This window comes from Mycobacterium celatum (genome assembly GCF_002101595.1).
GTDB lineage: Bacteria > Actinomycetota > Actinomycetes > Mycobacteriales > Mycobacteriaceae > Mycobacterium > Mycobacterium celatum.
On the sequence record NZ_LQOM01000025.1, the window covers coordinates 170,187 to 183,743 of the forward strand.

Genomic DNA, 13,557 nt, shown 5'->3' on the forward strand with positions numbered 1-13,557 from the left:
GAGATCGACGTTTTACAGGCCGCTACCCGAGCTTTGGCTGCAAAACGTCGATCTGGGTGAGTCCGTCACGCCGCGATGGGCTCGGCCAATGCTTCGTCGTAGCGGTCCAGCACGGTTTCCGCGACCATCCGGTGGGCGCCCAGGGTTGCGGCCATCGGGATACCGTTGTCGCGCGCGTAGTCCGACACCCGGTCGAGCAGCCGTCCCGGCGCCAAAAACCACGGCGCTATCACCAGTCGCCGGGCGCCACGCCGCCGCAAATCGGAAACAGCGCCGGCGATCGAATCAGATGAGGTGGCGAACGCCGTCGTCGCACCCGCCCAGCGGGTGCCCGCCGACAGCTTTGCCGCGACGGACGCGGTGCGCACGTTCGCCAATGCATGCGAGGAGCCGATCGCGACCACCACCACGCCGAGCCCGGAATCAAGCGGCGAAACTCCGACGCCGCTTAGCCTTTCGCGCACTACCGCCACCAGCCGATCGTCCTCTCCGAGCACCTCGGCCTGCCGCACACCGGCGAAACCCGCGATCTGCGAAGGGATGTCGATGCGGGCGTGGTAGGCATCGGCCAGCAAGAACGGGGTAACCACCGCACCCGGCGTCAGCACTTCGGGCAGGGCCGGCGTGTTCAGCTCGCAGAACGCGACGCGCACGTCAAGGCCCGGTCGCAACACGCGTAGCCGACGGGCGACGGCCCGGGCATTGGCCGCCGACCGGGAATCCCTGCTGCCGTGGGCGGTTAGCACAAGCGGCGATCGCAAGCTCGGCGCGGCCGAGTGCCGCGGGTCGGCGCCAAATATCAGCGAAGTCACGACGCGTGCAACCCGCATTCGATCTTGCCGGTCCCTTGCCAGCGGCCGCTGCGCGGATCGGCCCCCTCCACTGGCTTGGCCGTGCACGGAGCGCAACCGATCGACGGATAACCTTCGTAGACAAGCGGATTGACCAACACGTCGTTCTCGGCGATGTAGTCGTCCATGTCCTGGTCGGTCCATGCCGCCAGCGGATTGACCTTCACCAGCTTGAACGCCTCGTCGAAGCTGATCAGCGGCGCGTTGGCGCGGGTGGGCGCCTCGACGCGGCGCAGGCCGGTCACCCAGGCGGAGTAGCCGCGCAGTGCCTTGGACAGCGGCTCGACCTTGCGCAGCCGGCAGCACTCGTTGGGCTCGCGGGCGAACAGATCCTTGCCCAGCAGCTTGTCCTGCTCGGCGACGGTGTGTTCGGGGGTCACGTTGAGCACCCGGACGTCGTAGACCGCCTCGACCGCGTCGCGGGTGCCGATGGTCTCCACAAAGTGATACCCGGTGTCTAAGAACAGCACTGGCACACCCGGGCGCACCTTGGCCGCCAGATCGACCAGCACCGCGTCCTGCATGTTGGAGGCCACCACGTAGTTACAGGTCGCCGACGGCCGCGGTCCGTGGACCCCGCCGAAGTTCTCGTCGGTCCAGCGCAGCAGGTCCGTGGCGCTGGCGCCGTCCAACTCGGCTGCGCCGCGCTCGGCCAGCTCCCGCAGCTCCGCCTCGGTGAAGCTCATCGCAGATCCGCCTCGTCGGCCCGTGCCGCCCATGTCGCGAACCGCTCCCCTTCGTCGCGCTGTTTGACGAAGTTGCGCACCACGCGGTCGATGTAGTCGGGCAGTTCGTCGCTGGTGACCTTGTGCTGGCGCAATTTTCGGCCGAACCCGCTGTCCAGTCCGAGGCTGCCGCCCAGATGCACCTGGAAGCCCTCCACCGAACCGCCGTGGCCGTCGTCGACCATCTGGCCCTTGAAACCGATGTCGGCGACCTGAATTCGTGCACACGAGTTCGGGCAGCCGTTGATGTTGATCGTGATCGGCACGTCGAGTTGTGCATTGACGTCCTCGAGCTTGCGTTCCAGCTCGGGCACCAGCACCTGGGAGCGGCCGCGGGTCTCGGCGAACGACAGCTTGCAGAACTCGATTCCACTGCAGGCCATCAGGTTTCGGCGCCAGTGCGACGGCCGCGACGGCAGGCCCAGCGCGTCCAGGCCCGCGATCGTCTCGTCGAGCAACGCGTCAGGCACGTCGAGGATGATCAGCTTCTGGTACGCCGTGAAACGCGCGCGGTCGGAGCCGGCGCGCTCCATGAGGTCGGCCACCGCCGACAGGGTGCTACCGGACACCCGCCCGGCGATCGGGGCAACCCCGATCGCGTTGAGCCCGTTCTTGAGTCGCTGTACGCCGACGTGGTCGATCGGGTGCTTGACGGGTTCGGGGGCCGGTCCGTCGATCAACGGCCGCTTGAGGTACTCGGTTTCGAGGACTTCGCGGAACTTTTCGACACCCCAGTCCTTGATCAAGAACTTCAGCCGTGCCTTGGAGCGCAGGCGTCGATAGCCGTAGTCGCGGAACACACAGGTGACGGCTTCCCACACGTCGGGAACCTCGTCGAGCGGCACCCAGACGCCGACCCGCTGGGCCAGCATCGGGTTGGTGGACAGTCCGCCGCCGACCCACAGGTCCAGGCCCGGCCCGTGCTCGGGATGCCGCACGCCGATGAACGACACGTCGTTGATCTCGTGCGCCACATCCTGCAGGCCCGACACCGCCGTCTTGTACTTGCGGGGCAGGTTGGCGTACTCCGGTTTGCCGACGTAGCGGCGCACGATCTCGTCGAGCGCCGGGGTGGCGTCGAGGACCTCGTCGAGGGAGTCACCGGCCAGAGGCGAGCCGAGCATCCCGCGGGGGCAGTCGCCGCACGCCTCGGTGGTCTGCAGGCCGACGGCCTCCAGCCGTTTCCAGATCTCCGGGACGTTTTCGATCTCGATCCAGTGGCACTGCAGGTTTTCCCGATCCGAGATGTCGGCAGTGTCGCGGGCGAATTCGGTGGAGATCTGTCCCAGCGTGCGCATTGCCGCGACCGACAACGGCTTGCCGTCCGTGCGCACCCGCATCATGAAGTAGCTGGCCTCGAGGAGGTCGGCGTTCTCGTCGCCGGTCCAGGTCCCGTCGTAGCCCTCCGCGCGCTGGGTGTAGAGCCCCAGCCAACGGAACCGGCCACGCAGATCGGTCTTATCGATGCTGTCGAAACCCTGCTGGGCGTAGACGTTTTCGATGCGGGCACGCACGTTCAGTGGTGCATCGTCGAACTTGAGCTGCTCGGTGGCATTGAGCGGCTCACGCTCGTCGAGCGCCCACTGGCCTTCGCTGCGGCTCTTGGCCGGGCGGGTGGTCGTCATTCGGCGGTCTCCTTCGCGGAGGGGCCGGCATGGACCGCGCGGATCACCGGTGGCTGTCCCGGCGGCGCAGATCCGGCAGCCAGCTGCAAGTACAGGTGGGCGGGTCTACGACATCAAGGCAGACAGCGACAGCTGCAGACACGCTTGAGATCGATATGCCGACGCGCCACCAGGGCAATACGGAATTGGCTGCGGTGGGCGGCGATCACTCGGCCATTGTGCCACAGACCGCGGCGGGCCGTTTCAACAGGTCGAAGTTTTTGTCACCGTGAGCGAAAAGCCCGCAGACAGGCGTGTCGATCGCCGAAATAGCCGGTGAACTGCCGCAAACTACCTGCGTGTGCGCATTTCGGCGCGGGCAGGTAGGCGTTGATATGAATGAAGTCGAGGCTCCGCAAGCCGGCGCCCGTGACGAAGGCCACTCCGCTCCCCGGCGAGCACACCTACGCTGGCTCGCCGCCGCGGCATTGGCGGTTGCGCTGGCCGGGGCAGGGGGCTACGCAGGGCGGCTGCAAGTCGAGCGACACCAAACGGACGTCGCCGCACAGCAGGCCGTGGCCGCGGCGGTCAAATACGCCGTCGCGCTGACGAATTTCGACAGCCAGGCGATGGACCGTAATATCGCGGTGCTCCGCGACGGCGCGACCGGCGAATTCAGACAGCGTTACGACAAAGCCCATGGACTGCTGCGCATGGTGTTGCTCGACCACCAGGCAAACGCGCAAGGTCAGGTCGTCGAGTCGGTGGTCAAGTCCGCCAGCACCAACAAGGTCGAGGTTCAGCTGTTCGTCGAGCAACTGGTGAGCAACCTCGAGGCGCCCGATTCGCTGGTCGACTTCAGCAGCGTCAACATGACGATGGAAAAAGTCGACGGCCGGTGGCTGGCCAGCAAGGTGGCACTCCGATGAAAGCCAGGGTGAAGCCGGCAATCGCGCTTGCGGCGGCGTCGATCATTCCCTTCAGCAACCTGGCATCCGCCGAACCGGTCAACTGGGACGCCCTTGCCCAATGCGAATCCGGCGGGAACTGGTCTGCCGACACCGGCAACGGCTTTTACGGCGGCCTGCAGATCAGTCAGGCGACCTGGGAGGCCAACGGCGGGGTTGGTGCGCCGGAAAACGCCTCACGGGCCCAGCAGATCCGGGTGGCGCAGCGGATCATGGCGACCCAGGGGCCCAAGGCGTGGCCCGGATGCGCTTCTCCTGCGCGCAGGGCGGCGCCGGTCGGTTCGCTGAACCACTTGTTGACCTATATGTTCACCCAGCTCGACGGGATCAAATAGAACCTGGTCCACGGTGGGATGATGTCGTGGCATGACGGCACCTTCCGCCCCGGCCGGTCTGCCGGACGTCCATTTGAGCCCCGGCACCCGCTTCGGGCTGTACGTGCACGTGCCGTTTTGCCTGACTCGCTGCGGATATTGCGACTTCAACACCTACACCCCGGCGGAGTTGGGCGGGGTCAACCCCGACGCCTGGCTGCAGGTAATGGGATCCGAACTCGAGTTGGCGGCCGCGCGGCTCGGTGGGCCGGCGGCCGACACCGTCTTCGTCGGGGGCGGCACGCCGTCGCTGCTGGGCGCGGAGCGGTTATGCACGCTGCTGGAGATGGTGCGCCGGCACTTCGGTCTCGCCCCGGACGCCGAGGTCACCACCGAGGCCAACCCGGAGTCGACGTCACCGGAGCTCTTCGAGGCGCTGCGCTCGGCGGGCTACACCCGGATATCGCTGGGCATGCAGTCGGTGGCGCCGCGGGTGTTGGCGACACTGGATCGGGTGCATTCGCCGGGGCGGGCGGCGGCCGCGGCCGGTGAGGCGCTGGCGGCCGGCTTCGAGCACGTCAACCTTGACCTGATCTACGGCACGCCGGGCGAATCCGACGACGACGTGTGCCGCTCGGTGGATGTCGCGATCGACGCCGGCGCCGACCATGTGTCGGCGTACTCGCTGATCGTGGAGGACGGTACGGCGTTGGCCCGGCGGATCCGCCGCGGCGAGCTGGCCGCCCCCGACGACGACGTGTTGGCTCATCGCTACGAACTGGTCGACGAGCGGCTGCGCGCAGCGGGTTTGGCATGGTATGAGGTGTCCAACTGGAGCCGTCCCGGGGCAGAGTGCCGGCACAACATCGGCTACTGGCACGGCGGGCAGTGGTGGGGTGCGGGGCCGGGAGCGCACAGCTTCATCGGAGCGACGCGCTGGTGGAATGTCAAGCACCCCAATACTTATGCGCAGCGGCTGGCCGACGCGACGCTGCCGGCGGCGGGTTTCGAGCAACTCGACGCCGAGGCCCTGCACACCGAGGAGGTCATGCTGCGCATCCGGATCCGCGACGGGCTGCCGCTGGACCGGTTGGACGCTGGGGAGCGGGAGCGGGCCGCGGTTGCCGTCGACGACGGCCTGCTGGTGCGCGACGGTGAGCGGCTGGTGCTCACCGACCGTGGACGGCTGCTGGCCGACGCGGTGGTGCGAAGGCTGCTCGACTAGGTCAGGGGCACGGACGGGTCAACCTCGATGCCGAACCCGCGCAGATGGTAGTCGATCATCAGCCACGCCTGGGCGGTGAGCCGGTCGATGAGCTGCTCGCGGGTGCCCACCGGCCGGCTCAACCAGCGCAGCACCGACGCGTCGACCAGCCCGATCAGCGCGACCAGTATCGCCTCGGCGGCATCGGGGTCTTCGGCGAACCGCGGAAAGTAGCGCGCCCCGGCCGCGGCGAGCTCGGCGGCGAAGTCGCTGCGGTCGACCCGCAACCGCTGCGAGTTGCGCTGATAGCCCCGGCTGACCAGGAACCGGTACAGGTTGGGGTGGCGATCCGCCCAGTTGACCTGTGCGGCGATCGGCGCCCGGATCACGTCGAGCGGGGTGCCGGAAAGGTCCAGCCCGCCGCGGATCTCGGCGCGCAGCTCCTGGTACGCGCTGCGGGCAAGCGCGAGGTCGAGGTCGTCTTTGGAGGAAAAGTGCCGGTACACGTTGGGGCGGGCCAGCCCGGCGTGCTGGGCGATCTGGCCGGTCAACGCGCTCGGCCCGTATTCCTCGATCGCTGCGCGTGCGGCTGCCAGGATCTGCTCGCGCCGCGCCGACGCCGGGGAATCCCCGCCGCGTCGAGACGACCCCGGAAGCCGGGCGGCCACCGACCCACCTTATCGAGATTGAGCCTGGCGAACCGGTGATACGCAATGTATCGTCGGTTCGCGATACGCCCTGTATCACATTGCCGACATCTGACGAGATACGTAGGCGCTCGCTTTTCGGAGATCAGCATGAGCCAGCCGATCAATGCGACGTTGGATGCGTTCATCCGGGTAGCGGCATGGTATTTCGCGAACCCGCCCGCTACCTGGTGCATCGCCCGCCACCCGGCCGGTTGGTGCGTCACCGCCGCCGACGGCACCTATATCAGCTCGCACCGCAGCAGACGCGACGCCGTCGCCAATCTGACCGATGGGCCTTACGCGAGAGCCCACTACGCCACCCTGGACTGGTACCTGGGCTACTCGATTGACCCGACCATGCGGCCGCTCACCGACGCCGAACGCGCCGCGGTCGACGAGATCCTGTCCTGGCCTGGCTATTAGGCGCCGAAGCAGACCACGCTGCGCGCTCCGCGTCCGGCGGCCATGTCGGTGAAAGCCGTTTCGACGTCGTCGAGACCGATGCGCCGCGTCACCAGTGCCTCAAGATCGAGCCGGCCGCGGCGCGCCAGCGCGGCCAGCATCGGGATGTCGCGGGCCGGGTCGCCGCCGCCGTACACGCTGCCGCGAATCGTCTTGCCGTCGGCCATCATCGACAGCGCGGGAAAGCTCACGGTCTCCTCGATGCCGGCGGCGCCCACCACCGTGACCGTGCCGCCGCGGCGGGCGGCGTCGTAGGCGGCGCGGATGGTGGCCGGCTTGCCGACCACCTCGATCGCATGGTCGACGCCTTCACCGCCGGTCAGTTCGCGCACCGAGGCGACCAGATCCGCAGCGTCGGCGTCGACGACGTCGGTGGCGCCGTTGGCCGTTGCGGCCGGCAACTGGCCGGCAGCCCGGTCGGCGGCGATGATCGGCGCCGCGCCCGCGAGCCGCGCGCCCTGGATCGCGGCCAAACCAACACCGCCGCAACCGATTACCAGCACGCTCTGGCCGGGCCGGACCGCCGCGGCGCGCAGCACCGCGCCGACTCCGGTGATCACCGCGCAGCCCAGCAGCGCGGCGTGGTCGAGGCGTAGCGAGCGGTCGACGGGCACCGCCGCGGCGGCCGGCAGCAGCGTCTCCTCGGCCAGGGTGCCCGCGCCCATTGCCGGCCATACCGGCCCGGCCGCGTTCTGGGCGTACGGCTCGCCGAAGGCGTGCTCGAGACCGTGCGGGCACAGCTGGGCATCACCACGCAGGCAGTGCGGGCATGACCGGCACGGCACGTTCCAGGTCAGTACGACGTGATCGCCCGGCGCGACGGTGCCGACGTCGTCGCCGACCTCCGTGACGATGCCAGCGCCCTCGTGGCCGAGGGTGCACGGCAGCAGGGCGGGCATGCCGCCGTCGCGCAGCGACAGGTCGGTATGGCACACACCGCTGGCGGCCAGCCGCACGCGCACTTCGCGGCTCGCGATCGGGCGCAGCGTGAGCTCCTCAACCGCACCGGGTTGTCCGACCTGACGCAGCACAACCGCCCGCATAGCGACCTACGATTGCGACACGACCGCACCAGGTCAAGGAGGCAGCCCGATGCTCACCATTGACGGCGAGGCCCGACCCGGCGCGACCACCTACCAGGTGCGCAACCCGGCGCGCCCGGCCGAGGTCGTCGGGGACGCCCCGGCCGCCGACCGCGACCAGCTCGACGCCGCGGTGGGCGCGGCGCGACGGGCAGCGCCGGGCTGGCGCGCGCTGGATGTCGCCGAGCGGGTGGCTGCCGTCACCGCGGCGGCGTCACAGGCCGCCGAGCAGCTCAGCGGGCAAGCCCGGCTCTACACCCGCGAGCACGGCAAGGTGCTGTCCGAGGCGCGCTTCGAAATCGACACCGCGCCGGTCCTCGCCTCGCTGCTGGGCTCGATGGCCGAGACAGCGCTGGCGCCCGAGCGCATCGACCCCCAACAGGCCTACCCGCGGCTGCAGCGCGAGCCGTATGGCGTTGCGGCGCTTGTCCTTCCGTTCAACTGGCCGCTGGCCCTGACGGTGACCAAGCTGACCTCGGCGCTGGCCGCCGGCAACACCGCCGTCGTCAAGGTGCCGCCGACATGTCCGCTGGCCGCGTTGCAGCTGGGCGCGGCGTTCGCCGCGGCGCTGCCACCGGGAGTGGTGAACGTGCTCGCCGGTCCGGGCGCCGAACTGGCGCAGGCGCTGGTCACCCATCCGGGCATCGACGTGATCTCGTTGACCGGAGGGGTGGCCACCGGCCGCGCGGTGATGGCGGCCGCCGCGTCGCGGCTCACCCCCGTGCTGCTGGAACTCGGCGGAAATGACGCCGCGATCATCGGCCCGGACCTCGACGTCAGCGACGAGCTCGTCGAGCGCCTGGTGACCGCGACTTACACCACCGGCGGTCAGGTCTGCATGGCGATCAAACGGCTCTACGTCCCGCGGCACAGGGGTCACGAGCTTGCCGACGCGGTGCTGGCGCGCTGTGAAAAGGAGGTGGTCGGCGACGGCCTGGCCGAGGACACCACACTCGGCCCTCTGCACACCTCGGCCGGGCGCGACCGGGTCCACACGCTGGTCGCCGACGCCCGCGCGCAGGGCGCGACGGTCCGCACCGCCGGCCGGATCCGGGAGGCCGACGCCGACGCCGGCGGCTATTTCGTACTGCCCACGGTTGTCACGGATTTGGCGCCCGACTCGGCCCTGGCCACCGAGGAGCAGTTCGGTCCCGTGCTGCCGATCTTCGGCTACCGGGACATCGATGACGCGGTGGCCGCCGCGAACGGCACCGACTTCGGGCTCACCGCGTCCGTCTGGACCGGCGACGACGCGCTGGCCGACCGGGTGGTCGCCCAGCTGGTCGCCGGGACCGTCAGCGTCAACTGCCACGGCATGGCCGCGCAGGACCCGCGGCTGCCGTTCGGCGGTGTGGGCCAGTCCGGTCTGGGCCGCGAGCTGGGGGTCGACGGCATCCGCGCGTTCACCCAGCCGCGGGCGTTCGTGCGGCATCCGGCGCCGCGGTAGCAATCTTCCTTTCATTGCATAGATAGCATTGACAGCCGCAAAAACCCGTCGTTAGCTTCACGTATGGCGCTGCTGCCGAACCCGGCTCCGCGGGAGCGACGGCATGTGGTGATCTCGGTCGACGACCACGTCATCGAGCCGCCCGACATGTTCGACGGGCGACTACCGGCCGCGCTGGCCGACCGGGCGCCGTGCGTCGTCGAGACCGACGACGGACGCCAGGTGTGGCGCTACGAGGGCTGCGACTACCCCAACATCGGCCTCAACGCGGTGGTCGGCCGGCCGCCGGAGGAATGGAGCATGGAGCCAGCCCGCTTCGACGAAATGCGCCGCGGCTGTTGGGACATCAAGGCTCGCATCGCCGACATGGACCTGGCGGGCATCTGGGCGTCGCTGAACTTCCCGTCGCTGATCGCAGGGTTCTCCGGCACGGTGTTCTGGAAGTCCAAAGACCCCGAGCTGGGGCTGGCGGTGCTGCGGGCCTGGAACGACTGGCATCTGGAGGTGTGGGCCGGCAGCTTCCCGGAGCGCATCATCCCGCTACAACTGCCGTGGCTGGCCGACCCGCAACTGGCCGCCGAGGAAATCCGCACCAACGCCGCGCGCGGCTTCAAAGCGGTCAGCTTCCCGGAGCTGCCCGCCCAGTGTGGACTGCCCAGCTTGCACACCGGGGTGTGGGATCCGTTCTTTGCTGCCTGCGAGGAGACCGCCACCGTCGTGTGCCTGCACACCGGATCGGCACAGTGGGCGCCAATTCCCGCGCCGGACACCCCATTCGAGACCATCACCACGCTGTTCCCCGTCAACGCGCTGGTGGCCTGCGCCGACATGCTGTGGTCGGGGATCCCGGTGCGCTTCCCGCGGCTGAACATCACGCTGGCCGAAGGCGGGCTCGGCTGGGCGGCGATGCTCGGCGACCGCGCCGACTATGTGCTGGCGCACTCGGCATCCGGGCACGAGGGCGGTTCCTGGAAGAGCGACCTGTTGCCCAGCGAGGTGCTGCGGCACAACTTCTGGTTTTGCTCGATCGACGACCCGCACGCGTTCGGCGCGCTGGACGCGATCGGCGCCGACCGGATCCTGGTGGAAAGCGACTACCCGCATGCGGATTCGACGTGGCCGGACACTCAGGAGGTCATTGCTCGCAACGTTGCGGGGTTGTCCGCCGACGACGCCGCCCGCATCACCCACCGCAACGCCGCGGAGCTTTTCCGCCACCCGCTGCCAGAGAACGGCTGGCTGACATGCTCGACCTGTTGATCCGCGACGCCGAGATCGTCGACGGTACCGGGGCGGCCGCCCGACACGGGGACGTCGGAGTCAAGGACGGCCGCATCACAGCGGTGGGGGAGGTCGACGAACTGGCCACGAAAACCCTTGATGCCCAAGGACAGACGCTGGCACCGGGCTTCGTCGACCTGCACACCCACTACGACGCGCAACTGTTCTGGGATCCGACCGCGAGCCCGTCGCTGCAGCACGGCGTCACCACGGTGTTCGGCGGTAACTGCGGGTTCACACTGGCGCCAGCGTCGGGCGATCACCAGGACTATCTCACCCGAATGCTGGCCCGGGTCGAGGGCATGCCGCTGGATGCGCTGCGGGCCGGATTGGATTGGCAGTGGTCGTCGTTCGGCGACTGGCTGAAACGGCTCGACGGGCACATCGCCGTGAATGCCGGTTTCCTCGTTGGTCATTCGGCATTACGGCTGGCGGCGATGGGTGACGACGCGGTTGGCGGCGCAGCGACGCCGCAACAGATCGAGCGGATGGCCTCGCTGCTCGACGACGCTCTAGCCGCTGGGGCGCTGGGGTTTTCGACGTCGCAGTCACACACCCACAACGACGGTTCCGGCCGGCCGGTGCCGTCGCGGGCCGCGTCACGTGAGGAATTGGTGGCACTGACCGGCGGTCTTCGCTCTCACCGGGGCACCACGTTGGAGGCGATCATCCCCGGTTGCCTGTCGGGATTCACCGACGACGACATCGGCTTGCTCACCGACATGTCGCGGGCCGCCGACCGGCCGCTGAACTGGAATGTGCTCGGGGTGTCGGCGGCCAATCCGGCCGGGTACCAGGGCCAGCTGCGGGCCTCGGAGGTCGCCGCTCAGCGAGGCGGGCGGGTCGTCGCACTCACCTTGCCCCACACGATGAAGATCCGGTTGTCGTTCCTCACTGGGTTCGTGCTCGACGGGCTGCCGGGCTGGCGCGACACCATGCACCTGCCGGTGCCCGAGCGGCTCAAGGCGCTACACGATCCAGAAATCCGTCGTCGCCTCAACGCTGGCGCCCAGTCGGAGGAGGCGGGCATCCTGCGCGGCCTGGCGCACTGGGAGCATTTGATCGTCGTCGAAACCTTCGCGCCCGAAAACGCCGACGCCGCTGGGCTTTCAGTCGGTGAAGTCGCCGCCAAGCGGGGGACAGAGCCGTTCGACACGCTGTGCGACATCGTGGTCGCCGACGAGCTGCGGACCGGGCTGACGCCGCCGTCGAGCGGCGACGACGCCGCCGACTGGCGGGCGCGCGCCGAGGTGTGGCGGCACCGCGACGCGGTCATCGGCGGCTCCGACGCCGGGGCGCACCTGGACATGATGTGCGGCGCGATCTACACGACATCGTTGCTCGGGCACGGGGTTCGGGAGCATCAGGTGGTGACGCTGGAGGAGGCCGTGCGGCTGATTACCGATGTGCCGGCCCGACTCTACGGCCTGACCGGCCGCGGCCGGATCGCGCCGAGCTGGCACGCCGACCTGGTGCTGTTCGACCCGGCGACCGTCGGCCACGGGCCCGAGCGCACCCGCTACGACCTGCCGGCCGGCGCGCCGCGGCTGGTCGCCGACGCCCGTGGGATCAGCTCGGTGCTGGTCGGCGGGGTCGAGGTGTGCCGCGACGGCGTGGCCACCGGCGCGATGCCCGGGACAGTGTTGCGGTCCGGGCGTGACACCGAGACGGTGACGGCGTCATGACCATCGACGAGTTCGACCCCGCGGAGCTGCAGGGCGGGCTGCTGATGCAGGTCGAGAACGTGCACGAGCGGCTACGCGAGGCACGCGCCAAGCACCGGGTCATGGTCGGCAACCCGTTCAGCGAAACCGCCAGCCAGACACTGGGTTCCGCAGGCGTGACAGTATTGGGGTACGACGAGTGCCAGACGGTGCTGACCCATCCCGACACGTTCTCGTCGGCGATCTACGAGCAGATCATGGGCCCGGTCATGGGCCGCACCCTGCTCGAACTCGAAGGCGCCGAGCACCGGGCCAGCCGCGCGCTGGTATCGCCGTCGTTCCGGTCGGCGCTGCTCGAGCGGTGGCGCAGCGAGCTGGTGGAAGTCGTCGTGCATGAACTGATCGACCGGTTCGCTCCGCGGGGCCGGGCGGAGCTGGCGCGCGAGTTCACCTTCGCCTTCCCGGTGCAGGTCATTGCCCGGATGATGGGCTTGCCGCGCCAGGACTACCTGCGCTTCCAGCGGTTGTCGATCGAGCTGCTCAACGTGGTCTACGACTGGGATTGCGGGATCGCCGCCTCGGCGGAACTGAAGTCGTATTTCGGGGAAATCCTCGCTGCGCGGCGCCGCGACCCGCGGGACGATCTGATCAGCACGCTGGCCGAATCCGAGATCGACGGCGCCCGGCTGACCGACGACGAGATCTTCGCGTTCCTGCTGCTGATCCTGCCGGCCGGAGTCGAGACCACCTACCGTGCCTCCGGCAATCTGCTGGTCGGCTTGCTCACCGAGCCGGCGCTGTGGGAGGCGGTACGCAACGACCGCGCCCTTGTTCATGGAGCCATCGAGGAGGCGCTGCGCTGGGAGCCGCCGATCACCACGGTAATGCGCAGGGCGGCGCACGACTGCGAGCTCGGCGGGGTCGCGCTTCCCGCCGGAACCAACGTCAGCGTCAGCGTCGCGGCCGCTAACCGGGACCCGGCGCGCTACCCGGACCCCGACCGCTTCGACCCGGCCCGCACGAACATCACCCACCTGACGTTCGGCGGTGGCCCGCACCTGTGTCTGGGCATGCACCTGGCAAGGATGGAGTCCACCGTCGCGATCAACGCGCTACTCGACCGGCTGCCGGATCTGCGACTGGACCCCGGCGCCCCGCCGCCGCACGTGGTCGGGGTGGCATTCCGCTCGCCCGCGGCGCTGCCGGTGCAGTTCACGCCAGCCTGAAACTAACACTGCCGCAAGGCTTTCCGTATCGCCCGTAGCT

The 13,557-nt window shown here is 69.2% G+C and carries 14 protein-coding genes; 8 read left to right on the forward strand and 6 right to left on the reverse strand.

Features of this window, described 5'->3' with window-relative positions:
• Positions 1–65 precede the first annotated feature (65 nt).
• From AWB95_RS10330 to AWB95_RS24105, 4 genes are all read right to left on the reverse strand, one after another.
• Complete coding sequence (locus AWB95_RS10330; protein WP_084707024.1) at positions 66–830, reverse strand: sirohydrochlorin chelatase; 765 nt, start codon at positions 828–830, stop codon at positions 66–68.
• Entirely contained in the window at positions 809–1,537 is a 729-nt protein-coding gene (locus tag AWB95_RS10335; protein WP_062539358.1) for a phosphoadenylyl-sulfate reductase, read from the reverse strand. The genes AWB95_RS10330 and AWB95_RS10335 overlap by 22 nt, the downstream gene beginning before the upstream one ends.
• On the reverse strand, positions 1,534–3,201 hold the full coding sequence (locus tag AWB95_RS10340) for a nitrite/sulfite reductase (protein WP_062539357.1): 1,668 nt from the start codon (positions 3,199–3,201) through the stop codon (positions 1,534–1,536). The genes AWB95_RS10335 and AWB95_RS10340 overlap by 4 nt, the downstream gene beginning before the upstream one ends.
• 113 nt (positions 3,202–3,314) lie before the next feature.
• Entirely contained in the window at positions 3,315–3,410 is a 96-nt protein-coding gene (locus tag AWB95_RS24105) for an Ms4527A family Cys-rich leader peptide (protein WP_420799413.1), read from the reverse strand.
• A 165-nt stretch (positions 3,411–3,575) separates the two neighbouring features.
• Here AWB95_RS24105 and AWB95_RS23255 point away from each other — a divergent pair, with 165 nt between their 5' ends.
• The 3 genes from AWB95_RS23255 to hemW are packed head-to-tail and all read left to right on the forward strand — an operon-like array spanning position 3,576 to position 5,687.
• Positions 3,576–4,109 (forward strand): Mce protein, encoded by a 534-nt coding sequence (locus AWB95_RS23255; protein WP_099539532.1) that lies wholly within the window; start codon positions 3,576–3,578, stop codon positions 4,107–4,109.
• Entirely contained in the window at positions 4,106–4,483 is a 378-nt protein-coding gene (locus tag AWB95_RS10355) for a transglycosylase family protein (RefSeq protein ID WP_062539356.1), read from the forward strand. The genes AWB95_RS23255 and AWB95_RS10355 overlap by 4 nt, the downstream gene beginning before the upstream one ends.
• Before the next feature lie 31 nt (positions 4,484–4,514).
• Positions 4,515–5,687 (forward strand): radical SAM family heme chaperone HemW, encoded by a 1,173-nt coding sequence (gene hemW, locus AWB95_RS10360; RefSeq protein ID WP_085168159.1) that lies wholly within the window; start codon positions 4,515–4,517, stop codon positions 5,685–5,687.
• Here hemW and AWB95_RS10365 read toward each other — a convergent pair.
• The gene (locus AWB95_RS10365) at positions 5,684–6,334 is read right to left on the reverse strand and encodes a TetR/AcrR family transcriptional regulator (protein WP_062539355.1); all 651 of its coding nucleotides are present in this window, start codon (positions 6,332–6,334) and stop codon (positions 5,684–5,686) included. The genes hemW and AWB95_RS10365 overlap by 4 nt on opposite strands.
• Before the next feature lie 129 nt (positions 6,335–6,463).
• On the opposite strand from AWB95_RS10365, the gene AWB95_RS10370 reads away from it, so the two are divergent.
• Entirely contained in the window at positions 6,464–6,778 is a 315-nt protein-coding gene (locus tag AWB95_RS10370; RefSeq protein ID WP_062539354.1) for a hypothetical protein, read from the forward strand.
• On the opposite strand, the gene AWB95_RS10375 is transcribed toward AWB95_RS10370, so the two are convergent.
• On the reverse strand, positions 6,775–7,860 hold the full coding sequence (locus AWB95_RS10375) for a Zn-dependent alcohol dehydrogenase (protein WP_085168161.1): 1,086 nt from the start codon (positions 7,858–7,860) through the stop codon (positions 6,775–6,777). The two genes, AWB95_RS10370 and AWB95_RS10375, sit on opposite strands and share 4 nt — an antisense overlap.
• A gap of 49 nt (positions 7,861–7,909) precedes the next feature.
• On the opposite strand from AWB95_RS10375, the gene AWB95_RS10380 reads away from it, so the two are divergent.
• From AWB95_RS10380 to AWB95_RS10395, 4 genes are all read left to right on the forward strand, one after another.
• Positions 7,910–9,346: an aldehyde dehydrogenase family protein gene (locus AWB95_RS10380; RefSeq protein WP_085168163.1), complete on the forward strand. Its 1,437-nt coding sequence runs from the start codon at positions 7,910–7,912 to the stop codon at positions 9,344–9,346.
• Between the two features lie 63 nt (positions 9,347–9,409).
• The gene (locus AWB95_RS10385; protein ID WP_062541403.1) at positions 9,410–10,606 is read left to right on the forward strand and encodes an amidohydrolase family protein; all 1,197 of its coding nucleotides are present in this window, start codon (positions 9,410–9,412) and stop codon (positions 10,604–10,606) included.
• The gene (locus AWB95_RS10390) at positions 10,591–12,312 is read left to right on the forward strand and encodes an N-acyl-D-amino-acid deacylase family protein (RefSeq protein WP_085168165.1); all 1,722 of its coding nucleotides are present in this window, start codon (positions 10,591–10,593) and stop codon (positions 12,310–12,312) included. The genes AWB95_RS10385 and AWB95_RS10390 overlap by 16 nt, the downstream gene beginning before the upstream one ends.
• A complete protein-coding gene (locus AWB95_RS10395; RefSeq protein ID WP_062541178.1) occupies positions 12,309–13,517 on the forward strand; it encodes a cytochrome P450 in 1,209 nt (402 codons plus the stop codon). Before AWB95_RS10390 ends, AWB95_RS10395 begins: the two co-directional genes overlap by 4 nt.
• Positions 13,518–13,557: the final 40 nt, after the last annotated feature.

What these genes read in the sequence shown, in the direction of transcription:
- AWB95_RS10370 (WP_062539354.1), top strand. Translation starts at nt 6,464, where the DNA reads ATGAGCCAGCCGATCAATGCGACGTTGGATGCGTTCATCCGGGTAGCG.
- AWB95_RS10340 (WP_062539357.1), bottom strand. Translation starts at nt 3,201, where the DNA reads ATGACGACCACCCGCCCGGCCAAGAGCCGCAGCGAAGGCCAGTGGGCG.
- AWB95_RS10355 (WP_062539356.1), top strand. Translation starts at nt 4,106, where the DNA reads ATGAAAGCCAGGGTGAAGCCGGCAATCGCGCTTGCGGCGGCGTCGATC.
- AWB95_RS10380 (WP_085168163.1), top strand. Translation starts at nt 7,910, where the DNA reads ATGCTCACCATTGACGGCGAGGCCCGACCCGGCGCGACCACCTACCAG.
- AWB95_RS23255 (WP_099539532.1), top strand. Translation starts at nt 3,576, where the DNA reads ATGAATGAAGTCGAGGCTCCGCAAGCCGGCGCCCGTGACGAAGGCCAC.
- AWB95_RS10335 (WP_062539358.1), bottom strand. Translation starts at nt 1,537, where the DNA reads ATGAGCTTCACCGAGGCGGAGCTGCGGGAGCTGGCCGAGCGCGGCGCA.
- AWB95_RS10375 (WP_085168161.1), bottom strand. Translation starts at nt 7,860, where the DNA reads ATGCGGGCGGTTGTGCTGCGTCAGGTCGGACAACCCGGTGCGGTTGAG.
- hemW (WP_085168159.1), top strand. Translation starts at nt 4,515, where the DNA reads ATGACGGCACCTTCCGCCCCGGCCGGTCTGCCGGACGTCCATTTGAGC.
- AWB95_RS10385 (WP_062541403.1), top strand. Translation starts at nt 9,410, where the DNA reads ATGGCGCTGCTGCCGAACCCGGCTCCGCGGGAGCGACGGCATGTGGTG.
- AWB95_RS10395 (WP_062541178.1), top strand. Translation starts at nt 12,309, where the DNA reads ATGACCATCGACGAGTTCGACCCCGCGGAGCTGCAGGGCGGGCTGCTG.
- AWB95_RS10390 (WP_085168165.1), top strand. Translation starts at nt 10,591, where the DNA reads ATGCTCGACCTGTTGATCCGCGACGCCGAGATCGTCGACGGTACCGGG.
- AWB95_RS10330 (WP_084707024.1), bottom strand. Translation starts at nt 830, where the DNA reads ATGCGGGTTGCACGCGTCGTGACTTCGCTGATATTTGGCGCCGACCCG.